Origin of the sequence: Nicoliella spurrieriana (assembly GCF_023380205.1) — a bacterium.
In the GTDB taxonomy this organism is placed as follows: domain Bacteria; phylum Bacillota; class Bacilli; order Lactobacillales; family Lactobacillaceae; genus Nicoliella; species Nicoliella spurrieriana.
Map to the genome: position 1 here is coordinate 1,440,190 of NZ_CP093361.1, position 21,140 is coordinate 1,461,329.

Sequence of the window (21,140 nt, forward strand, 5' to 3'; positions counted from 1 at the left end):
ATGTTCGAATTAACATGGTTTTAATAATCGGTATCTAAGAATTACAGATGCAAAATCTTAAATTATTCAGACTACACTTACTATATAAGTATAGCACTGTTGGTACTATTTGTTATAAACAATAAACATGATTATTTAGGTAATTAACATTATACCAAAATAAAATCCACTTCCAAAGGAGGCGGATTGATTTTAAGTTAATTAGTCTTGAAATAATTTCTAGTAAGAATTCCCACGATTGATTTCACTTCGTAGGCACATGCTTTAAACAACCGGGTCGATTTACGATCGAAGAAATACTTGAGGAGTTGATGGCGATAACGTCCTAAGTGTTTCAATTTTAAATCATAAAAAACGACCTTCGATTTATTATCAACATCCTTGCGGTAGACGTACACCGATTTACGATTATATGAATGGTTAGGGTGCAAGAGCAGTTTTTGATTAAAGGCGCTTACATACCCATCTAAGTAACCCCGCGTATCAAATTTAGGCTTTTTGGGCACCAAGTGGTCAGATTGCGCCTGAGCTAAGCCGCGTTGGTAATCCTCATCGTAGTGGTGTTGATTGTACGTTTTCTCATCATAAGATGCTGCTGTTGATTTAACATGGTGGCCCTCAGGCGTTACTTGGGCAACACTAGCCGTATTTTCCGCTGGACTGGATGCTAAATTCGCAGAACTCACCACCGCCCGTAGACTTGCCTTCGACCGGGCGGCGGCTGCGCTTGCTGCCGCCCGTGAACGACTGAGCTTTACGTTAGTCTGGTGAATCAAATCAGTTAGATTCGCTGCACTATGCATGCTCGCTAATGAATTGCCAATTGCGTTGACCTCATCGTATTTCGCCTTGATCATGGCCCCGCCACCATCAAACGCAGCGCGGCGCTGATTGGCCACGTGAATTAATGCTGCCATCGAATCGGTATTGGCAGCCATATGGCTAGCCCCACTCGTTGCAATGCTAGCGGCAGTGTCAGCATGCTTACCCAGTGCGGTCGCCCCACTATAATCCTGCTGGGCAAAGCGGGTGGCTAGCTCAGCATTATATGAATCAGTCTTTTGGACCGCGAGGGACGTGATCAGTTCCAAGTTCCGGTTATTTTCAAGCAGTGATTTGACTGGCGTCACCAGTTCGTCATTATTACTGATCATTGTTGAACAGCTAGTGGCGGTCGAACTGGCGACACTAGCCTCAGAAGCTAGCTGGGCGGCCAAACTAACTACTGAAGATTGGGGCTCCATCGTCCCAAAGGCGGCAATCTGATTAGCCCGCCTTTGGATTTCAGCTGCTTCAAAGGTCAGCTGTTGCGCACGGCCATTAGCATAGTTAATCATTGATGCCAAGCGGTGCGCACCATCCACACAGTCATCAACCGCATTTTGTGCTTGCTGGGTCACGGCACTAAGCGATGCGTTAAATTGCGGGAGCTGTTGTTTGCGAAGCATGGCTTGACTATTAAGCGCCTTGAAACTAACCTGTTGTTCAGCCATCATGCTAGCCTGTGAATAGGCATTCATCGCCTCAACGTTCGCGCTTTGAATCATGGTAAAGGCTTGATTAAGGGCGTTACAGTTATTTAAAATTTCAGCTGCTGCTGAACTGGTCAACTCCATCAGTGAAGTTAATGAACTATCCATATTGGGTTGGTCGATCGACGCAGCTGAATCGGCCAGACTTTGGTACAGTCCGGCGACATTACTGTTAAAATCAGCTCGATAGGAAGCGGCCAGCGCTGCATACGACTTGGTAACACTTGAAAAGCGCTTATCATTTTCCAAAATCACCTGGACTTGATAATTGATCCCGTGCACCATCGTAAATGCCGTGCTTGCCACTTGCAGCCGGTGGTTAATCGTCGTCATAATTTCAGATGCCTGCTGATATGATGCACTCGCTGCACTGGCTTGGCTATTAAGTTGAGGGTCATCGGGATATTGTTGAACCAATGACTGGACCGAGCTAGCATGCTGATCGATTTGATCGCTCAAACTTACGATGCGGGAAGCACTGGCACTCATTGCAGAGCGATTGATACTTGCCTGGCTAGCGATTTCGGTAATGGTATTTACAACGCTATTGTTCATGTTATCAACTTCCATATCCATAATTCTAAAATTTTTATAAAGAACGCTTATCTTTCTTATAATACATTATGATTGAATTGATGTAAATAATTCGAGACTAAAAAAGCGGAACGCCCTATTAATAAGGACATCCCGCTCTTTATTTTCATTCAATTTAATTTTAGTAGTGTTCCATGTATTGCTTCCGTTCCCATTCTGAAACTTGAAGCTTGTAGGCATCGTATTCAAGATGCTTAGCAGTATTGAAGCCCTTTAATAGACGTTCGCCAAGGGCGTTTTTAACAACGTCATCCTTTGCGAGTTCGTTTAAGGCATCCTTCAACGTTTCTGGAAGGCTTTCAATTTCGTTTTCGCTGCGTTCTTCAGCATCCATCTTGTAGATGTTCCGGCTAGTTTCAGGCATTGGTTGGAGCTTGTTTCTCAATCCATCCAAACCGGATTCGAGCAACACGGCGATGAACATGTATGGGTTTGCAGTAGGGTCACCACTCCGTAGTTCTAACCGGGTGGATAAGCCACGGGTTGCTGGAATCCGAACTAATGGTGACCGGTTAGAAGCTGACCATGCAATGTATACGGGAGCTTCATAACCTGGAACCAACCGCTTGTATGAGTTAACAGTAGGGTCACCAATGGCAGCAATGGCCTTCGCATGCTTCAATAATCCACCTAAGAAGTAGTAAGCATCTTGAGATAATTCAAGTTCACCATTCTTATCGTAGAACGCATTCCCCTTGTCATGGAATAATGACATGTTCATATGCATTCCTGAACCATTAATTCCACTTAGTGGCTTTGGCATAAAGGTAGCGTATAAGCCATGGCGCTTAGCAATCGTCTTAACCACGATCTTAAAGTTTTGAATGTTATCAGCGGTTTCAAGTGCGTTTGCGTATTTAAAGTCAACTTCGTGTTGACCTGGGGCAACTTCGTGATGGGCAGCTTCAACGTCAAAGCCCATCTTTTCCAATGTAAGCACGATTTCACGACGGCAATCTTCCCCTTGGTCCATTGGGGCACGGTCAAAGTAACTACCGGAATCGTTTAATTTAGTAGTCGGATTACCATTTTCATCCATCTTGAACAAGAAGAATTCTGGTTCTGGTCCAATGTTGAATGAAGTAAAGCCAGCCTTTTCCATATCCTTCAATACTCGGATGAGGTTATTTCTAGGGTCACCTTCGAAGTATTCACCATTTGGCTTTCTAACGGAACAAATCACTCCGGCAATCTTGCCGTGTTCTTCGCTCCATGGGAATGTCATCCAAGTGGATAGATCTGGGAAGAGGTACATATCACTTTCTTCGATTCTAACGAACCCTTCGATTGAAGAACCATCAAACATAATCTTATTGTCCAATAGTTCATCCAATTGACTAATTGGTAGTTCAACGTTCTTTACCGTTCCAAATAGGTCGGTAAACATCAAACGAAGAAAATTAACGTGCTCTTTTTCTACCATTTGTCGAATGTCGTCTTTAGTGTAATCATGTTTAGTTGCCATAAATAAATCGCTCCTCACATTGGATATCAAATTTAAATCGGATTGTTAAAGGGATTGTCGTTATCGGATAGGCCACCAAGATGCAAAAACTCATCTTGAAGTAAGCGCCGCGCCTCATCATCTGAAATCGATTTAGCTAAGGTCGCTTGCTCCTGTTTGCGCTTTGCTTCTCGCTTGGCCAATACCGCTTGAATATCCGCAATGTTTAACCCTTCACTTAAAAAATCCTTTACCTCCAAGATGCGATCAATATCATTTAAAGAATACATCCGGCGGTTCCCCTCATTTCGTTCGGGTGATACCAGCCCCTGTTCTTCATAATATCGAATCTGTCTTGCAGTCAAGTCGGTCAATTTCATCACGGTCCCAATTGGTAACACCGATAATGAACGACGTAATTCCTTTTCGCTCATAAGCTTCCCCTCCAACATCTATAATCATATCATGTTTTTTAATTTCGTCAAGCGTTAATGTTAGTTTTTATAACATAAGCTGCTTTTTTGTTAGTAAAGCCACTCCGTCACGGTTTTTTGGACCGCTGTTAATTCGGTCGGATGCTGGAGAAGGTTGAACCAATGAACATCCATTTTATTTCGGAACCAGGTCAACTGCCGCTTCGCATAGTGTCTGGAGTCCTGCTTGATTTTGGCAACGGCGGTCGGTAGATCAATTGCCCCGGTCAAGTACGGGAACAGTTCCCGGTAGCCAATCCCCTTGCCAGCAGGAATCGTATCCCCACCACGTTCAAGTAGCCAGCGCGCTTCATCCAATAATCCGGCCGCCATCATTAAATCGACCCGGTGGTTAATCCGTTCGTAAACTAAGGCGCGCTCGGCATTGAGCCCCACTAAGCAGGCATCGTATTGTCGCGTGGCTAATTGTGGTTGGTCCGAAAACCGGTGGCCGGTCTTTTGGTACACTTCCAGGGCCCGAATGACCCGCCGAACGTTGTTGACCGGGATATTCGCTGCAGCAGCGGGATCGACTTGGTTTAGGTGTTCCCACATTTGCTGATTGCCGACCCGTTTTGCCTGGGTATTGAGCTGTTTGCGGACCCGTTGATCTTCATCATCGCCCCCAAGCGTTAGGTTATTCAGGAGCGCTTGTAGATAAAAGCCGGTCCCACCAACAATAATTGGTAACCGGCCGCGGGCGCTAATTTGGTCAATCAGGCCGGTCGCATCCGTCACAAAGTTTGCGGCCGAATAGCGTTCGTCAACGTCACGGATGTTAATGAGGTGGTGGGGCACCCCGGCCATTTCAGTCGGTGTCACCTTGGCCGTTCCAATGTCTAGGTGGCGATAGACCTGCATTGAGTCCCCAGAAATAATTTCCCCATCAAATTGTTGCGCGAGTTGAATAGACAGCGCCGTTTTACCGACTGCAGTCGGTCCCACGATTGCGAGTACTTTTTGCAACGTTATTTCCCCCCTTGAATATGATTGCGCATTTTAAGTGCCAACGCTGGATTATCGGTAATCAACCCCACGTAGCGGTGGTACAGGCAAAATGCGATTTCAAACTTCGTATTTACCGTCCAGGGCCGAAAGTAATGGTGAAAACTAAAGATGGGATGCACCATTAATAACCGAATTTCCGGGTGGAAGATTTTAATCTGACGGTTTTTAAATAGGGTCTTCATTGCCCGGTAGTGATAAATCATTAAGCCAGCGGTTTCAGTCTGTGGCGCTAATTTGAGCATCTGCTGGGTCGACTGTAGGTTAAAGCTAGAGTAGATAACGTTAAAGGAATGCGCGTGGGTAGCAAAAAAGTCCGCTACTAGCGCTTCAATGCCCGGGTAGTGAATGTGGTCGGTCTTAATTTCTAAGTTCACATCACCAGTAAAGTGCAGATCATTTAGGGCTTGGACCATTTCACCCAGCGTCAAGATCCGTTGGATCCCTAATTCCGGGTGGGTCTGATTAGCGTTTAAGCGCTTAAGCTGCGCTAACGTTAAATCCTTAATCAAGCCCTGCCCGTCGGTCGTGCGGTCAACATCTTCATCGTGGATGATCACCATGTGCCCGTCCTTGGTCAAATGAACATCGGTTTCGATTCCATCGACGCCTAATGCGACTGCCTTGGTGAACGCAATCAGTGTATTTTCGGGTGCATCGTGCTTATCGCCACGGTGCGCAAAAATTTTGGTTCTCATTATTTAACAGCATCCTTTAAATTGGATTATCAAATTATTATCCATCTTACTGGAAAATTAAGGATAAATAAAGCATAATAGAATGGAAAGTTAATCTGAAGAGGAGGCGATACTATGCGTAATTTTGGTAAGGGATTCTTGGTCGGTGTATTTGCCACTGTTGGTTGTGCTGCAGGTGCACTATTTTCATTTAAGAAGACGGTCGTTGACCCAATCGAAGACCAAGAAAACCGGTATGAAGAAAACAGAAAGCGGGCTTTGCGAAAGAGCCGTTCAGCCCACCAAGGTTAATCCCAAAATAAAAGAGGTGCTTAGTCCTACTAAGCATCTCTTTTTTTGGTCTTTCCATTCCAATTCCGATAACCACTCTTTAAAACATAAATGGTTGGATAACCCTTTTTGTGCAGAAAACTCGCTGCACGCGAACTAAGGGTTTGCCCCTGATCGTATAGGATCACTGGCAAATCTGAACGAATATCACCATAAAGTTGTTTTAATGTGGAATACGGAACGCTCCGCGCCCCTAAGATGTGACCAGCATCAAAATCACGTTTTTCACGTAGGTCAATGATTTGGGCCCGCCTCTTAAGTTGGGTAAATTGATTTTCGTCAATTAAAGTGGCAACCTGATTGAGTCGGTAGCGATTGAACAAGAGCCAACCACCCCAGACGATCACGATGACCAGAACTGTAATTAAAAACGACAAGGTTTAACCAGTCCCTTCATTAAAGATTATTTACTTGCCCCAAATGCCTTATCAGCTAATTCAGCAGCACCCATGACCCCAGCATCGTTTCCTAATTGGGCAAGGCGAATCCGGGTCGAATCACGAACTGGCTTAAATGCATTTTCTTGGAAATATCTAGTGGTTGGTTGTAATAACGTGTTTCCGGCGTTAGACACCCCACCACCAATAACGATACTTCCTGGGTTAAAGATATTTCCAATGTTTCCAAGTGCAAGCCCTAGGTATGAACAAACCCGGTCCACCACTTGGTTTGCTAAAATGTCACCATTGTCAGCAAGGTAGAAAATAATCTTGGAAGTAATTTCTTCACGGGCATCTTCTAATTCCTTCAAGCGGGAAGTCCCAGTGAAGGTAGCGGCAAGGTCCTTTGCAACGTGGACGATTCCAGTAGCGGAAGCGTATTGTTCTAAACAACCACGCTTACCACAAGTACATAGGTATCCACCTTGCACTACGGTAATGTGACCAATTTCACCAGCGGCACCGTTAATTCCATGAACTAATTCACCATCAACGATGATTCCACCACCGACACCGGTTCCAAGGGTAACAAAGACCACGTCCTTTTCCTTGCTTCCGGCACCACGCCATGCTTCACCTAATGAAGCGGAATTAGCATCGTTATCGGCAACAAATGGAAGGCCTACGCCCTCTTCAATTTGTTGCTTGATTGGTTGGGGCGTCGTCCAGTTAAGGTTGTAAGCACCAGTAACGGTCCCCTTTTCACGGTTCACCGTTCCGGGAGTTCCCATCCCAATTCCGATGAAGTCACTTTTAACGTGGTTTGCGTTATCCATGGTTTCATTAATCGACTTAATGATATTAGGGACGATGTGGCTCCCGTTTTCACTAATATCAGTGGTAATTTGCCACTTTTCTAGGATTTGACCGTCAGTGGTCAAGAAGGCCATCTTGGTGGTGGTTCCACCTAAATCAATTCCAATTAACTTATTTGCTGCCATTACTAAATTCCTCCTAAATCGTGTTTCTTGGCTTCTTTTTGTTCTTCAATCCGGTGTTCGTGATTAAGAACTAATTTTGCATTGATAAAAGCTTCGTTAGAAATGACGTGGGCTTCGTGTAGATGATCCAATTCAAGGGCCATTACTTCGATATCCCATAGTCGTTTGCCAACGTAAACATAAATTCCAAATTGTTTTAGTAATTGTTGAACATCATACAACGTTTTCATTGTCCCACATCCTAAAGTAAAATGCACTAAATAATTTTAGTACTTGCCAACAAATCCAATATAGAATAAGGCAAGGGCGATGATCACTAGTGTGATGGTTGCTAAAATTTGCTTAGGTAATGAAATAAAGCGCTTTCTTGGTAAACCAACAAAATAGGCGGATAGGAACCCACCTACTAGGCCACCGATATGCCCTGCGATATCAATACTGGATGCAAATAGGTCGAACCCGAGGTTCAAGATGATGAAAAAGACAAACGTCTTCGTCATCTGCTTGACGACTGGATTTTCCCAAAATGTTTCCCCAATCATCATAAAGGCCCCAAACAGGCCGAAGATTGCGGTACTAGCACCAGCAGAAATATCATCACTAAATGCAAAACTAGCTAAATTACCAACAATTCCTGAAATAAAGAAAATTAATACGAACCGTCCGTGACCGAACAATGCCTCCAATTGAGTCCCCATGTAATACAATGTAATCCCATTGAACAGGATATGGGTAACGCTCAAGTGAATGAACAACGGCGTTACTAACCGCCAGAGCTGCCCTTCAATAATCAACGGATTATACTTGGCACCGAAGCGGACCAGGTTAGCAACGCTACTTGTACCACCATCGACAGTCATAATTAAAAAAACGGCCACCATGATGGCTAATAAGGTATACGTAACGAACGGTCGTGAATGAAGCTGAATTAATTTATTCTTCAAAAATGCACCCCGTTAGCTAATAATTGTTTGAATCTTAATATCAAATTGATTCACATCCCAATTCGGTGTTTCAAATAACTGCGGACCACGCGCCAGGCTAATCGTGTGCCCCTGATAATCAGCTAGGTAGCGATCATAAAAGCCACCGCCAAAGCCTAGCCGATCGTGGGTTCGACTGGCAAACGCTAATCCGGGGACGATAATCAAGTCAATCTCTGGCTTTGCAATTACCGAACCGCCCTTTGGCTCCATGATGCCAAAAGCGGTTTGAAACAACGGGGTCGTGTGGTCATAGGCCACGAACTCCATTTGAAAGTCCGGTAACGTTCTTGGCACCACCACCCGCTTGCCCTGGCTTAATGCCCGGTCAATAATGGGGGCCGTATCTAGCTCAATGGGCGCGCTTAGGGTTACCGCGACCGTCTTGGCAGTTTGCCAATCGGGATGTTCAAATAACTTTTGATACAAATTTTGATCTATAGATTGTGTTTGTTTTAAAGCCCTAATGATGCGACTTCGTAACGCTTTTTTATTCATTTTAATTTCCTACATAACAAAAAAGGTTTGGGTTAACCCCCAAGCCTTATTTGGTTTCACGGTGTAAAGTAACTTTACGGTCACGTGGACAATACTTCTTTAATTCTAGACGATCGGGGTTGTTCCGACGGTTCTTGCTAGATAAGTAGTTACGTTCGTGACATTCAGTACATTCTAAGGTAATGTGTACGCGCATTATTATCCCCCCAAACATTAATTAGTTTTTTAATTGAGTTTAACAACTATTGACTAAATCATTTTATCATTTTTTGCGGCACTTTGCTAGTGATTTAAGAAAGATTGTTAAGGAAAATTACTTAACACTTAATTATTACTGCTGCTGACGGTCGAGGTCGATTGAACGTACTTCCAGTACGCGGCATAAATTTGTTTAGCCAGATTGGTGTTATTATCTTCAGCATCGACCGGTAGGTTCGGAATTGCTAATGCCACCACCACCTGTGGATCAGAGGATGGCGCATACGATGCCAAACTCAAAGTAACGGTTTCAGTCCCCTTCCGACCACCGTAGTAAGTCTGGGCAGTCCCCGTCTTAGCTGAAACGGACGGACTAATCGTATTTAAGTTGATCCCCGTCTTATACTGATTGGTTCCGTGAACCACGTCGTACAATCCATCGGTAACAACTTTCTTTTGTGCCTGGGTCATATTAATTTCATTCAACACGTTCGGTTCAAATGAGTACTTGACCCGCCCAAGTTTTCCATTCGCACTAGTGCCACGAATTGATTGCAGAACGTGTGGCTGCAATCGATATCCACCGTTTGCAATCGTCGACATGTATTGTGCCACCTGCAGGGTCGTGTAGGCATCGTAGTTCCCAAATGAAAGGTCCAACGCATGGCCAATGTTTGCGGCTCCACCAGGTCCTTGGATCCCGGCAGATTCACCTGGAATATCGATTCCAGTCTTGACCCCTAATCCGAACTGATTGAAGTAACCACGCATGATGTTAAAGACGTTTGGATTCATATTCAACGGTCCGCCCTCAACGTAATTGAACTTCGCTTCCTTCATGGCTAATTGCATCATATAGGAATTAGATGAAACTTCCAGTGCGGTCGAGGCATCGATATTCATATTTGCGGACCCGTTCTTATTGAACCAAGAAGTCTTCTTGGTCCCACCAGCAATAATTGGCTTTTCAGTTAAAATATCATTGGTAGGGGTAATGACTCCATCCATGAGGGCCCCTGATACGGTGGCCCCCTTGACTACGGACCCCATAACAATTGAGTTATTGATGGCTCCTAATTCGTTGGCGGTCAATTTACCGGTCTTTGGATTCCGATTTACCCCGGCCATCCCAATAATTGCACCAGTATGTGGATTCATAACCACAGCATAGGCCCCGGTCGAATTCCCGACGCTTCCGCTTTCAGCATTTTCAACCAAACTTTGGAGCTTGTTTTGGAACTTATCGTTAATTGTTAATTGGAGGTTATCCCCCTTTTGACCACCGTACTTTTTAATTTCCTTCGTCACGCTGGTCCCGCGGGTCACTACCACCTGGGTCTGCGCCTTGGTCCCCTTTAATGTCGGTTCGTATTCTTGTTCCAGGTAACTCTGTCCAACACTATCGTTTCTGGAGTACCCTTGCGATAGTAACTCGTTGACCCGGTCACTAGGCAACCCAATTTTTTCAGAGGAAACCGTCCCGATGATACTCTTGATGGCACCCCCCTGTGGATAATCACGTGACCAACTAGTCCCAATCTGAATCCCGGGCATTTCAGAAAGATGTTCGCCGACTTCTGCAACTTCCTTACTAGAAACATTATTGGTCTTAATATAGGTCGTAGAAAGCTGGTAGGCCCCATTCATTTTGGTATAGATGGTTGCTGGGACCTTCATGCTATTATTTAAGTCAACGTGCTTCATTACATAATCGACTTCTTTTTCAGACACGTTCGCCGTCGTGTAGTTCCCATTTAACTTCTGCCTAATTTTTTCAGCATTGGTGGGACTAGCAACGTAGTAGTTTGCCATCTGGCGCTTGGTCAACGTATCGGTCGGCACCGTCACGTATTGACTCAATGCATTAGCAATTTCATACATCTTGGATGGTAACACGTTTAGTCCCTTAGTGTATGTAATTGCGCGGTGGGTGTTATTACCAACCAATACCTTCCCGGTAGAATCATAGATCATCCCCCGTTGCACGTTATCAGTCTTAATCGTGGTATCAGAACGGTTCACTTCCGCCTTATACTGGTTTCCGTCGATAACCTGTAAATATGCTAACTTAGCGATAAGTGCCGCAAACAAGATCCCCACGATAACGAAGATAAAGTTTAACCGAAATGAAATCTTGGAGCCGCCCTTATCCTTGCGACGGCCAAATAGGCCCTTTAAAAAATTATTCAAAATAATTAAATCCCCTTACGCATTTCATAATTATTCCCATAATGATATTTTATTTACTTTCGAATGAATGTACAATAAAATTATTGCTTTTTTAATCTATTTTTATTTGAGGTGCGAAACTAATGAAACGCTTTTTAAAATCGAACTGGTTTTTATCACTCAGTTTTTTATTGCCATTTGTTATTATGGCATGTTACTTCGCTTATCGCAACATGGCCCCCTTCGGTAGTCAAAGTATCTTGACCGTCGATATGGGGCAGCAATACGTTGACTTCTATGCCTATTTCAAACACGCCATCACCAGTGATCCCAGCAGTATTTTTTACTCCTTTTCCAAGGCGCTCGGGGGCGAAATGATCGGCCTATGGGCATACTACCTAACTAGTCCGATTAACTTAATTTTATTATTATTTCCCCTAAGAAGCCTCGCTAGTGGCATCTTGATCATGACCCTAATAAAGTATGGGCTCGCCGGATTAAGCTTTGGGTACCTCCTCTTCAAACGCACCAAAACGAACCTAGCATTGATTCCAGCATGGGCAACGATGTATGCGCTGAACGGCTGGATCATCGCTAACCAGTTGAACTTAATCTGGTTAGATGCCATGTACATGCTCCCGTTAGTCGTATTGGGAATCGAACGGTTGGTGGATACCGGCCGGATTAGGACCTATTTGATCAGTTTAGCGATGATGCTATTTATTAACTACTACATGGCATACATGGTCTGTATTTTTTCGGTCATCTACTTTGCCTACTATGCCACTACCCAGTACCGCTCAAAGCGTCAATTGCTGAGCAATACGGTCCGGTATGCGGGAAGCTCGCTTCTGGCAGGTGGGTTAGCAGCGTTCATTTTATTACCGACGTTTGCAGCCCTGTTGGTCAGCAAAGCTACTTACACCGTGACCAAGGTCAAATGGCAATTTGAGTATCAACCGTACAAAATGCTTGCAAAGTTCTTTAACGGTAGCTTTAACTTCGATCAAATGCCTAACGGAACCCCGAATCTATTCGTGGGGAGCGTTGCTTTGATCACCTTTACGGCCTTCTTCTTGATTCCTAAATTTAGGCCGCGCCAAAGAATTGCGGCAGCGCTAGTCACGGCATTGCTGGCCGCTTCAATGATGCTAAAGCCACTCGACTTATTCTGGCACGCAATGCAGTTTCCGATTTGGTATCCATACCGGTTTTCGTTCATCGCTTGTTTTTGGATTATTTGGATTGGCAACCACGCCTTCAACCAGCTTGATTCATTACGGGAGTGGATGAAGATTGTCACCATTGCGATCTTAGCGAGTGGTGCCATGCTGATCACCTTAAACATCAAGCGCTTCAGTAATTTTCTAACGGTCGAAAATGTTTCAATCGGCCTAATTTTAATGGTCGCGGCCATCCTGTTGGTCTTTTGGGTTCGTAACACCCAGTATTCGGCCATCGCGATTTTGATTCTGGTCTGCGGTGAGATGAGTTATAACGTCTTTAGCTCCTTAAACAATATTTCATACGTGACCAATCCTAACTACGTGAACTACACCCAAAATCTAAAGGAGCCCGTTGAACGCATCCAAGCTAGTGATTCTTCGTTTTACCGCATCGGTAAGACCTTCTACCGCACTAAGGACGATCCATTTGAAGCTAGCTACAATGGCGGTGACCACTTCTCATCAACGTTTGAAACGGCGACCCCTAAGTTCTTCGAAAATATCGGTCAACCAGATGGGGACGGCTTCACCGAGTATTCGAACGGAACCATGCTATCCGATTCACTGTTATCAATGAAGTATTGGCTCAATGCTAATAATCCCAACCCTAACCAATACCTTCAGGCGCTCACCAGCAAGCCGGATTTAAACCGCTATCAGCAATTGAATGAGCGAAATCACGTTCAAACCTACCAAAACCCATTCACCCTTCCAATTGCCTTTGCCAGCAGTAATCAAATTTTCAAACCAATTACCGCTACTGATCCGATCCGCTATCAATCCGATATCTTTAACCAATTGTTAGGGCAATCTACTGACCGGAGGTGGTTTACTGCCATCAATTTTGATAGTTCGACCTTTAAGAACCTTCCCCGCCAAAATAACCTGACCGGCGCCTTTCTCCAACGCAAGAACCTATTAAAGCCCGCAAACATGATGTTGACGTTTACACCTAAGACTAACGATTCGTACTACCTAACGCTGGGGAGCGCCATCAACTTAGGGAGTTCCCAGGACAGCCAAAACGTTAAAATTTACAAGAACGGCTTTCCATTGGATCAATATCCGACCTACCGCAATACCGTCATTACAAACGTTGCTTCTAAGGACAAGGGCAAACCCATCACAATCAACATCGAATTAACAAAATCAAGCTTACTATTGCAGAACTTCACACTGTACCAATTTCATAACCAACGGTTCGCATCGCAAGTGAAGCACTTACAGTCTCAATCAGCAACGATTAACAATTTCAATAGTGCTAAACTGCAGGGACGCATCAACATTAAAAACCACCAGGCATTGACGACTACGGTGCCATATTCTAAGGGCTGGCACCTCTTGATTAACGGAAAGACCCATCCAATCAAGAAATGGTCCGACATGTTCATTGGGGCTGATTTGACCCCCGGTAAGTACCACTTTAAATTATACTACTGGCCACCACTGTTGACTCCGGGGCTCCTGATTACCGGAACGACGATTTTAATCATTGGTGGTTACTACCTCGTTAAACGCCGCCATAAACGAGCATAATTAAAAGCCGCATTCAGCAACTAGCTGAGTGCGGCTTTTAAATTTGCAATTAATTATTCAACATTAGTAATTTTTACGATCATGTTTCCAGCAGGAATTTGAATCGTAACAACGTCGTTGACCTTATTACCCAATAGGCCCTTGGCAATTGGCGAGTCGTTGGAAATCTTACCTTCCAATGGATCTGCTTCGGCAGCCCCCACGATTTGGTAGGTTTCAGGATCACCATCGGGTTGTTCGACAAAGGTTACCTTTTTCCCCACGTTCACGATGTCTGAATCAGTATCGGCATTATCGACCACTTCTGCGTATTGCAGCATGTGTTCGATCGTAGCGATCCGGCCTTCGAGCATACTTTGTTCGTTCTTGGCGGATTCGTATTCTGAATTTTCGGATAAATCACCGTAACTCCGGGCAATCTTAATTCTTTCAATAATCTTTGGTCGTTGGTTCAACCGCAAGTCTTCTAATTCTTTTTCTAGGTTTTGTTTTCCTTCAGCAGTCATTGGAAATTTTTCATCAGCTGGCATTTAAATCATCCCTTCAAATTAATTTTTTAAATCGATGTATCAATATTATTTTCAACGCGATGGTCACCGTGTTGAATTAAAATCGACTTAATCTTAGTGGTCAACAGGTCAATTGCGACCTCGTTCTTCCCACCTTCTGGAATGATAATATCAGCATTCCGCTTAGTGGGTTCGATAAATTCATGGTACATGGGTCTGACCGTATCCAAATATTGTTGGATCACTTCATCAACGGTCCGGCCCCGTTCTTGGGTATCCCGTCTAATTCTTCTGATCAGGCGAATATCATCATCGGTATCAACGAAGACCTTAATATCCATTAAATCCCGTAACCGCTTATCGTCTAAGACCAAAATTCCCTCTAGGATAATCACATCCATCGGATCTTGGTGGACCGTCTCCTTACTTCTAGTTAGGCGGGTATAATCATAAACGGGCTTTTCAATCGCTTGGTAATCCAACAGCTGATTGATTTGTTCGATCAATAGGTCCGTATCAAAAGCTAACGGGTGATCGTAGTTGGTCAATTCCCGTTGTGCCATTGTCTTGTGTGATTGGTCTTTGTAGTAAGCGTCTTGTTGCAAAATCATTAGTGAATTGCCCAACAGGTGGTTAAAGATGGCACGACTAACAGTGGTCTTCCCACTTCCAGAACCACCAGTAACCCCAATTACAACCGGTCGTTTTCTTTTTTCTGTCATAGTATCAATCTCCCCTAGTCTGCTTGCTTGGTAGTCCCTTTACTAATACTCTTCAGTGAACTAATTTGGTCTTGCGAATAAAAGACGCGTTTATTACTGGTGTCGTTCAAATAATATAGATAGCCCTTGGAGCGCTCCTTTGGATTTAACGCTGCTTGAATGAACGTTAGGCTAGGGTTGTTGACTGGCCCGGGGCCGTATCCATGGTGGATTGCTAGATTATAAGCTGATTTGACCCGGTAGTCTTGCTTGGTCAACTTTTGCAGGTAGTTATTAGATGCATAGGCGACCGCAGCAGTGGCATCCAGGGTCAATCCCGCGTTTAATTTATTATAAAGGACCCCGGCAATAATTGCACCGTTTTTAGCGTTAACGTTCTCCCCTTGAACTAACGATGCTACCGTTAAGACCTGTTGAACGGTCAGCTTATTTTTCTTAATTTGACGATAGTAGGGCTTTAATTCGGTGTTGGTCTTTGCAACCATCTGTTCGACCAATTGTTTTAGGTTCTTGGTCCCATTTGCACTATAGGTCGCCGGGAATAAATACCCTTCCAGGCGGTACCGAACGTCCTTGGCCTTCGTTGCTGATTTCAACAACTCTGGATACTGTTTAGCCAATTGGTCGATGAACTTTTGATCATTCATTAGGGCTAAAAATTCCTGCCGGCTGTAATTCGTTCGTTGGGCTACCATATCAGCAACCGCTGAAATATTAGCGCCCTCACGAACCACGACCCGACCGCGCAACGCCCGTAGTGATTCTGCAGCGCCACCCTTTTGCAAGAGCTTTGCAATTTGATTTAGCCCCATCGAAGGTGCAAATTCGTAGTACCCAGACCGAAAGTTCGTGATGTTATGGGCCTTAACGTAGTAGTTAAAGACAATTCCACTTTTGACGATTCCTTGGTCTTGTAAGATTGAGCCGATCTTTTTATCAGAAGCGCCCATCGGAATGTTCACCTCGGTCGTTTGATGATCACTAGGGTTCAACGGTTTTAACGAGGTCTTCACATAGTTATGCCCCAAAAACACGATTGATATAAATAGGATAATCAAAATCGAGGCAATCCACAAAATAATTTTGCGCCCAAATTTAGCGGGTGCTTGTGAATCTTGATTTGAATCAGATTGATGCTCACTCACTGACTACGCCCCCAGTCTATATTGGTCGTCCGGCATCTAACGAATCGTAACGTTAAATTCATCTTGAAGTGCCTTTTTAACCTTATCAAAAGCCTTGTTAACATCATCATCAACCATTGTATCATGCTTATTTTGATAGGTAAGTGAATATGCAATCGACTTTTTGCCGGCTGGAATGCCATGCCCTTCGAAAATATCAAAGAGGTGGATATCGGTCAAATATGCACCACCACGTTTTTTGATTACTTCCACCAATTGATGGTTGGTAACTGATTGATCAACTAACATTGCGATATCACGACTGACCGATGGGTACTTAGAAATCGTGTGAGATTGTTGTTCTTGTTTTGGCATGTCAATTAGTTTTTGAAGGTCAAATTCAAATCCATAAGTCGCTTTGATCTTGTATTGCTTAGCAACGCTCGGGTGAATTTGGCCCACAAATCCGACTAAGTGCCCATGCACATAAACATCAGCAGTCCGTCCCGGGTGCATATCAGGATATTGATCAGTGGCCCGGTATTCAATGTCACCAGCCACGTTTAGTTCCTTCAATAATAACTCGGCAATCCCCTTAATTTGATAGAAATCAGTTGGGGCAGGGTCGTGATTCCAAGCCTTGTCGACTAATGAACCGGTAATTGCACCGGCCACGTGTTCAATTTCAGCTGGACGCGCTTGGTCAGCACTGTCCTTGTAGAATACCCGTCCCTGTTCGTATAATGCAACATCGTGAACACTACGCGCTTGGTTATAAGCAATGTCAGTTAGCAAGCCACTCAATAGGTTCATCCGCAGCGTCGTATGGTCGCTACTCATTGGAAAACTCAGGTTCGTTGGTGCACTGGGGCGCATCATGAACGAAGCGGCCTTATCAGCAGACGTGAGCGCGTATGAAATGGCGTGCGTTAAGCCAGCGCCCTCTAATACATCCCGCGTCTTTCGAATCAACGTTTGTTTTGCAGTCAAACGACCCACGGTGGTTTGACTCACTGGTAACGTACTTGGGATGTTGTCATAACCGTAAATCCGTGCGACTTCTTCGAACAGATCTGCTGGGATGTGAATGTCCCATCTTCTGACCGGTACGGTGACCGTAAAGGCACCATCGTCATTTTGCACTTCAAAACCAAGGCGTTCAAAAATCGAACTAATTTGAGTGGCTGATAGATTAGTTCCTAAGACCGCATTGATGCGTTCTGCAGTGGTCTGCACTACGCTAGGTTTGGCATGGTCATCACTAGCGGTCACGATTCCCTTTTGAACCGTTGCATGGTGATCATTACTAATCAATTCAGCCGCTGCATCGAGGGCTTCACGGACGCTTGCGTGGTCAACCCCCCGTTCAAAGCGTTGGGAGGCATCGGTGTGGATCAAATGGCGTTGCGCCGTCTTTCTAACCTTCACGGAATCAAAGGTTGCGCTTTCTAACACGATGGTCGTGGTGTTTTCAGTCACTTGACTAGCAAAGCCACCCATTACTCCGGCTAATGCAACTGGTTTGTCAGCATCAGCAACTACGATGTCATCCGCAACTAACTCATTGTCGTTTTCATTGAGCGTCTTTAGTTGTTCGCCATCGTTTGCTTGCCGAACCACTAATTCATGCCCGGCTAATTGATCGTAATCATAGGCGTGCATTGGTTGGCCGTACTTCCACATAATGTAGTTAGTGGCGTCCACTACGTTGTTAATTGGTTTGATTCCGGCATTCCAGAGTCTAATCTGCATCCAAAGGGGACTGCTTTGGACCTTCACGTTAGTCAACACCCGCAGGTTAAAATTAGGTGCGACCTTTGGATCAGCGGTAGCTTGAATTAAGTCGGCAGCGTTTTGCTCCCCGGTCTCATCCAATGCAGGGTGGTCCAACATTAATGGGAGGTCGTAAATTGCTGCTAATTCATGGGCGGTCCCGTAAATACTTAGCATGTCCCCTCGGTTTGGCGTCACGTCCAAATCGATTAAATCATCATCCATCCCTAAGTATGAATAAACAGCATCGCCAGGCTTGGCATCATCCGGCAGGAAGTAGATTCCATCGGCCCATTCCTTTGGCACAACGTTCTTATCGATGCCGATTTCATCTAATCCACAAATCATCCCGTTTGAAACAACGCCGCGCATCTTACTACGCTTAATTTTTTGATTATCAGCCACTCGCGCCCCGCTTTCGGCAACGATCACCTTCTTGCCAGCTTGGACGTTTGGCGCTCCACAGACAATCTGCACTGGTTCATCTTCACCGATATCCACTTGACACACGTGCAAATGATCAGAATCAGGATGGTTTTCCATTGATAGGATGTCACCAACCACAATTTTCTTTAGACCGGCTTCCGGTCTGAATACGCCGTCCACTTCAACGGCGGTTCTTTCGATTTTTTCAGCTAATTCGGTGGCTGGAACGTCGAGATCCAGGTATTCCTTTAGCCATTTGTAAGAAACAAGCATCTTTTATACCCTCCTAGTTAAATTGAGATAGGAACCGAACATCATCTAAGTAGAAGTCTCGAATATCTGAAACTCCGTACTTCAGCATTGCTAACCGGTCTGGGCCAAGCCCAAATGCAAAGCCGGTGTATTTATCAGGATCGACCCCCGCATTTCTCAAGACGTTCGGATGGACCATTCCTGCTCCTAAGACTTCGATCCAGCCGCTCCCCTTACAAACGCTACAACCCTTCCCCATACAGTTAAAGCAGGTAATATCAGCTTCGACGGATGGTTCGGTAAATGGGAAGTAACTAGGTCTAAGGCGAACGTTGAACTTATTGCCAAATAGTTCGTGGGTCAATAGTTCTAGCGTTCCCTTTAAATCACTCATGGTAATGGTTTCAGAAACCACCATCCCCTCGACTTGGTGGAATTGATGGGAATGGGTAGGGTCATCGGTATCCCGCCGATAAACGACCCCGGGTGAGATCATCTTAAGCGGGCCCTTGGTAAAGTCATGCTTTTCTAGCGTTCTGGCCTGCATTGGTGAGGTCTGAGTCCGCATTAAGATTTCATCGGTAATGTAGAACGTGTCTTGCATATCACGAGCGGGATGGTTCTTAGGGAGGTTCATCATTTCGAAGTTATACTTATCTTCTTCCACTTCTGGACCGCTCAAGACTTCGTAGCCCATCCCTAAAAATAAGTCGGTAATTTCATCAATGATCGATTGAATGACGTGGGGATGCCCCTTGGCAACCGGGGTCCCTGGAAGGGTCACGTCAATTTTTTCTGCAGCTAATTGTTGATTTAACTTTTTGTTCTCCAAATCAGCAATTTTAGCATCCAAAGCCGCTTGTAAATCATCACGGACCTTGTTAGCATAACTCCCTACCTTAGGGCGATCTTGAACTGCTAGGTCCTTAATTCCCCGCAAGGCTTGGGTAATGGGACCCTTCTTCCCCAGTAATTTGACCCTAATGTTTTCACGAATTGATTTAATATCAGTCGCATTCTTAATGGCGGCTAATCCGTCATCATGAATCCGGCTTAGTTCATCTTTTAAACCCATGTTGTTTCTTCCTCCTTAAAAAGTCCACAAAAAAAGCTCCATTCCTTAATTAAAAGGGACGAAGCTGCGCGGTACCACCCTACTTTAGGCGACCAAGGCCACCCACTCTTGAAGTCAATAACGGTGACGACCGGATATTTTTTGTCATTTCAACGCCCAATACCTGTTCAGAAAATGAATTCAGTCGACCTGCGGCTACTCTCAGCAATGATAACCTCTCTGTGAAACGATCAACCTACTAATTTTTCGTCGTAACATATCTAAATTGATATTAACCTATTCAATGTAATTAATCAAGCTTCTTTTTAATCGAACCACTTATTTGCCCAGGTATGAACTGAACTCATGATGGGTTCTAATTCTAATCCCTTATCGGTCAATTGGTATTGAATCAACGATGAGTCATCAAAAGTAACCCGGTTAACGATGCCATCCGCTTCGAGTTCCTTTAGGCGCTCAACTAAGACCCGGTCACTGCACTTATTGACGGCCTTTGAAATGTTCTTAAATCGCAATGGTCCTTCATTTAGCAACGTCTCAATGATCAATCCGTTCCATTTTTTGCCTAAAATGGAGAACGTTTTTTGAAATTTGGGACAGAGATGAAAATCAGGCGCACATTGCATTACCTTAGGTTCATCCATAAATATCACTCCTAAAAGAAATAATTGTTTAACATATATTCTATATTGATTTCATATTTTTTCAAATATTTGCTTTATTTTTTGGTTGAACGGGAGCAAAAATTCATGGATCGCTGCATAGTCATCAACCAATGAGACAATCACGCTTTCCCGATACTTCGGTCGGGCAAGCGTAAATCCCCACATGTGCTTTAAGATGATATCGCGTTCCATTGGTGAAAGTTCAGTGATTTTTTCAGCATTCTTCAAAGCCACGCGGGGATGGATAAAAGCATGCGAGCCTAAATTGAACTTAGTCACCCGCCAATCATAAAAAAAGAAGTCGTGTAACAGGCCCCCGCGGGCAATCGCACGGTAATTCAAATGAAGGCGCTTCGCAATTCGGTAGCTTACGTATGAAACGTAGAGCGAATGCTTCAACCGCGTCGAATGGTGATGCTGAACGATCGTATCCATCTTCTTTACCAATGGTTGTTTCAACAGGTCAGAAACGATCGAAACATATTCTGAATCATCCCGCCACTTAGATGCATCCACAAGCTGACCCC

At 44.5% G+C, this 21,140-nt stretch carries 21 protein-coding genes and 1 other annotated feature; of the genes, 2 read left to right on the plus strand and 19 right to left on the minus strand.

The window, feature by feature from the left end; genetic code table 11:
• Nucleotides 1-197: 197 nt before the first annotated feature.
• The 5 genes from MOO44_RS07265 to MOO44_RS07285 form a co-directional block, all read right to left on the minus strand.
• Nucleotides 198-2,102, minus strand: a complete 1,905-nt coding sequence (locus tag MOO44_RS07265; protein ID WP_260116472.1) for a hypothetical protein — start codon at nt 2,100-2,102, stop codon at nt 198-200.
• A gap of 145 nt (nt 2,103-2,247) precedes the next feature.
• Nucleotides 2,248-3,591, minus strand: a complete 1,344-nt coding sequence (glnA, locus tag MOO44_RS07270) for a type I glutamate--ammonia ligase (RefSeq protein WP_260116473.1) — start codon at nt 3,589-3,591, stop codon at nt 2,248-2,250.
• A 32-nt stretch (nt 3,592-3,623) separates the two neighbouring features.
• The gene (locus tag MOO44_RS07275) at nt 3,624-4,004 is read right to left on the minus strand and encodes a MerR family transcriptional regulator (RefSeq protein ID WP_260116474.1); all 381 of its coding nucleotides are present in this window, start codon (nt 4,002-4,004) and stop codon (nt 3,624-3,626) included.
• A gap of 90 nt (nt 4,005-4,094) precedes the next feature.
• Nucleotides 4,095-5,009, minus strand: a complete 915-nt coding sequence (miaA, locus tag MOO44_RS07280) for a tRNA (adenosine(37)-N6)-dimethylallyltransferase MiaA (RefSeq protein WP_260116475.1) — start codon at nt 5,007-5,009, stop codon at nt 4,095-4,097.
• A gap of 2 nt (nt 5,010-5,011) precedes the next feature.
• Nucleotides 5,012-5,746 carry a glycerophosphodiester phosphodiesterase family protein gene (locus tag MOO44_RS07285; RefSeq protein ID WP_260116476.1) on the minus strand — a complete coding sequence of 245 codons (735 nt, stop codon included), beginning with the start codon at nt 5,744-5,746 and terminating at the stop codon, nt 5,012-5,014.
• A gap of 114 nt (nt 5,747-5,860) precedes the next feature.
• On the opposite strand from MOO44_RS07285, the gene MOO44_RS07290 reads away from it, so the two are divergent.
• Nucleotides 5,861-6,037 carry a DUF3042 family protein gene (locus MOO44_RS07290; RefSeq protein ID WP_260116477.1) on the plus strand — a complete coding sequence of 59 codons (177 nt, stop codon included), beginning with the start codon at nt 5,861-5,863 and terminating at the stop codon, nt 6,035-6,037.
• Between the two features lie 29 nt (nt 6,038-6,066).
• On the opposite strand, the gene MOO44_RS07295 is transcribed toward MOO44_RS07290, so the two are convergent.
• The 7 genes from MOO44_RS07295 to MOO44_RS07325 all read right to left on the minus strand — a co-directional run bounded on the left by MOO44_RS07295 (nt 6,067) and on the right by MOO44_RS07325 (nt 11,326).
• Nucleotides 6,067-6,453: a rhodanese-like domain-containing protein gene (locus MOO44_RS07295; RefSeq protein WP_260116478.1), complete on the minus strand. Its 387-nt coding sequence runs from the start codon at nt 6,451-6,453 to the stop codon at nt 6,067-6,069.
• A 26-nt stretch (nt 6,454-6,479) separates the two neighbouring features.
• Complete coding sequence (locus tag MOO44_RS07300) at nt 6,480-7,457, minus strand: ROK family glucokinase (RefSeq protein WP_260116479.1); 978 nt, start codon at nt 7,455-7,457, stop codon at nt 6,480-6,482.
• A gap of 2 nt (nt 7,458-7,459) precedes the next feature.
• Complete coding sequence (locus tag MOO44_RS07305) at nt 7,460-7,687, minus strand: YqgQ family protein (RefSeq protein WP_260116480.1); 228 nt, start codon at nt 7,685-7,687, stop codon at nt 7,460-7,462.
• A 36-nt stretch (nt 7,688-7,723) separates the two neighbouring features.
• On the minus strand, nt 7,724-8,338 hold the full coding sequence (locus MOO44_RS07310; protein ID WP_260117327.1) for a rhomboid family intramembrane serine protease: 615 nt from the start codon (nt 8,336-8,338) through the stop codon (nt 7,724-7,726).
• 75 nt (nt 8,339-8,413) lie between these two features.
• Complete coding sequence (locus MOO44_RS07315; RefSeq protein ID WP_260116481.1) at nt 8,414-8,938, minus strand: 5-formyltetrahydrofolate cyclo-ligase; 525 nt, start codon at nt 8,936-8,938, stop codon at nt 8,414-8,416.
• Nucleotides 8,939-8,984: 46 nt separating this feature from the next.
• Nucleotides 8,985-9,134: a 50S ribosomal protein L33 gene (rpmG, locus tag MOO44_RS07320; RefSeq protein ID WP_219054531.1), complete on the minus strand. Its 150-nt coding sequence runs from the start codon at nt 9,132-9,134 to the stop codon at nt 8,985-8,987.
• Nucleotides 9,135-9,262: 128 nt separating this feature from the next.
• Nucleotides 9,263-11,326: a peptidoglycan D,D-transpeptidase FtsI family protein gene (locus tag MOO44_RS07325; protein WP_260116482.1), complete on the minus strand. Its 2,064-nt coding sequence runs from the start codon at nt 11,324-11,326 to the stop codon at nt 9,263-9,265.
• 122 nt (nt 11,327-11,448) lie between these two features.
• Between MOO44_RS07325 and MOO44_RS07330 the strand changes: the two genes are divergently transcribed.
• Nucleotides 11,449-14,067 carry a YfhO family protein gene (locus MOO44_RS07330; RefSeq protein ID WP_260116483.1) on the plus strand — a complete coding sequence of 873 codons (2,619 nt, stop codon included), beginning with the start codon at nt 11,449-11,451 and terminating at the stop codon, nt 14,065-14,067.
• A 53-nt stretch (nt 14,068-14,120) separates the two neighbouring features.
• Here the strand turns inward: MOO44_RS07330 and greA are convergent, their stop codons facing one another.
• The 7 genes from greA to MOO44_RS07365 all read right to left on the minus strand — a co-directional run bounded on the left by greA (nt 14,121) and on the right by MOO44_RS07365 (nt 21,129).
• Nucleotides 14,121-14,597 carry a transcription elongation factor GreA gene (gene greA, locus MOO44_RS07335; protein WP_260116484.1) on the minus strand — a complete coding sequence of 159 codons (477 nt, stop codon included), beginning with the start codon at nt 14,595-14,597 and terminating at the stop codon, nt 14,121-14,123.
• 26 nt (nt 14,598-14,623) lie between these two features.
• The gene (gene udk / locus MOO44_RS07340) at nt 14,624-15,298 is read right to left on the minus strand and encodes a uridine kinase (protein WP_260116485.1); all 675 of its coding nucleotides are present in this window, start codon (nt 15,296-15,298) and stop codon (nt 14,624-14,626) included.
• Between the two features lie 14 nt (nt 15,299-15,312).
• Complete coding sequence (gene mltG / locus MOO44_RS07345) at nt 15,313-16,443, minus strand: endolytic transglycosylase MltG (protein WP_260116486.1); 1,131 nt, start codon at nt 16,441-16,443, stop codon at nt 15,313-15,315.
• A 36-nt stretch (nt 16,444-16,479) separates the two neighbouring features.
• Nucleotides 16,480-18,894, minus strand: coding sequence for a phenylalanine--tRNA ligase subunit beta (gene pheT, locus MOO44_RS07350; protein WP_260116487.1), 2,415 nt, complete (start codon nt 18,892-18,894; stop codon nt 16,480-16,482).
• 13 nt (nt 18,895-18,907) lie between these two features.
• Nucleotides 18,908-19,948, minus strand: a complete 1,041-nt coding sequence (pheS, locus tag MOO44_RS07355) for a phenylalanine--tRNA ligase subunit alpha (protein WP_260116488.1) — start codon at nt 19,946-19,948, stop codon at nt 18,908-18,910.
• Between the two features lie 51 nt (nt 19,949-19,999).
• Nucleotides 20,000-20,210, minus strand: a binding site (T-box leader).
• A gap of 43 nt (nt 20,211-20,253) precedes the next feature.
• Entirely contained in the window at nt 20,254-20,592 is a 339-nt protein-coding gene (locus MOO44_RS07360) for a winged helix-turn-helix transcriptional regulator (RefSeq protein ID WP_260116489.1), read from the minus strand.
• A 51-nt stretch (nt 20,593-20,643) separates the two neighbouring features.
• Complete coding sequence (locus MOO44_RS07365) at nt 20,644-21,129, minus strand: HD domain-containing protein (RefSeq protein WP_260116490.1); 486 nt, start codon at nt 21,127-21,129, stop codon at nt 20,644-20,646.
• Nucleotides 21,130-21,140: the final 11 nt, after the last annotated feature.

What these genes read in the sequence shown, in the direction of transcription:
- MOO44_RS07265 (WP_260116472.1), bottom strand. Translation starts at nt 2,102, where the DNA reads ATGGAAGTTGATAACATGAACAATAGCGTTGTAAATACCATTACCGAA.
- glnA (WP_260116473.1), bottom strand. Translation starts at nt 3,591, where the DNA reads ATGGCAACTAAACATGATTACACTAAAGACGACATTCGACAAATGGTA.
- MOO44_RS07275 (WP_260116474.1), bottom strand. Translation starts at nt 4,004, where the DNA reads ATGAGCGAAAAGGAATTACGTCGTTCATTATCGGTGTTACCAATTGGG.
- MOO44_RS07285 (WP_260116476.1), bottom strand. Translation starts at nt 5,746, where the DNA reads ATGAGAACCAAAATTTTTGCGCACCGTGGCGATAAGCACGATGCACCC.
- MOO44_RS07290 (WP_260116477.1), top strand. Translation starts at nt 5,861, where the DNA reads ATGCGTAATTTTGGTAAGGGATTCTTGGTCGGTGTATTTGCCACTGTT.
- MOO44_RS07300 (WP_260116479.1), bottom strand. Translation starts at nt 7,457, where the DNA reads ATGGCAGCAAATAAGTTAATTGGAATTGATTTAGGTGGAACCACCACC.
- MOO44_RS07305 (WP_260116480.1), bottom strand. Translation starts at nt 7,687, where the DNA reads ATGAAAACGTTGTATGATGTTCAACAATTACTAAAACAATTTGGAATT.
- MOO44_RS07310 (WP_260117327.1), bottom strand. Translation starts at nt 8,338, where the DNA reads ATGGTGGCCGTTTTTTTAATTATGACTGTCGATGGTGGTACAAGTAGC.
- MOO44_RS07315 (WP_260116481.1), bottom strand. Translation starts at nt 8,938, where the DNA reads ATGAATAAAAAAGCGTTACGAAGTCGCATCATTAGGGCTTTAAAACAA.
- rpmG (WP_219054531.1), bottom strand. Translation starts at nt 9,134, where the DNA reads ATGCGCGTACACATTACCTTAGAATGTACTGAATGTCACGAACGTAAC.
- MOO44_RS07330 (WP_260116483.1), top strand. Translation starts at nt 11,449, where the DNA reads ATGAAACGCTTTTTAAAATCGAACTGGTTTTTATCACTCAGTTTTTTA.
- greA (WP_260116484.1), bottom strand. Translation starts at nt 14,597, where the DNA reads ATGCCAGCTGATGAAAAATTTCCAATGACTGCTGAAGGAAAACAAAAC.
- udk (WP_260116485.1), bottom strand. Translation starts at nt 15,298, where the DNA reads ATGACAGAAAAAAGAAAACGACCGGTTGTAATTGGGGTTACTGGTGGT.
- pheT (WP_260116487.1), bottom strand. Translation starts at nt 18,894, where the DNA reads ATGCTTGTTTCTTACAAATGGCTAAAGGAATACCTGGATCTCGACGTT.
- pheS (WP_260116488.1), bottom strand. Translation starts at nt 19,948, where the DNA reads ATGGGTTTAAAAGATGAACTAAGCCGGATTCATGATGACGGATTAGCC.
- MOO44_RS07360 (WP_260116489.1), bottom strand. Translation starts at nt 20,592, where the DNA reads ATGGATGAACCTAAGGTAATGCAATGTGCGCCTGATTTTCATCTCTGT.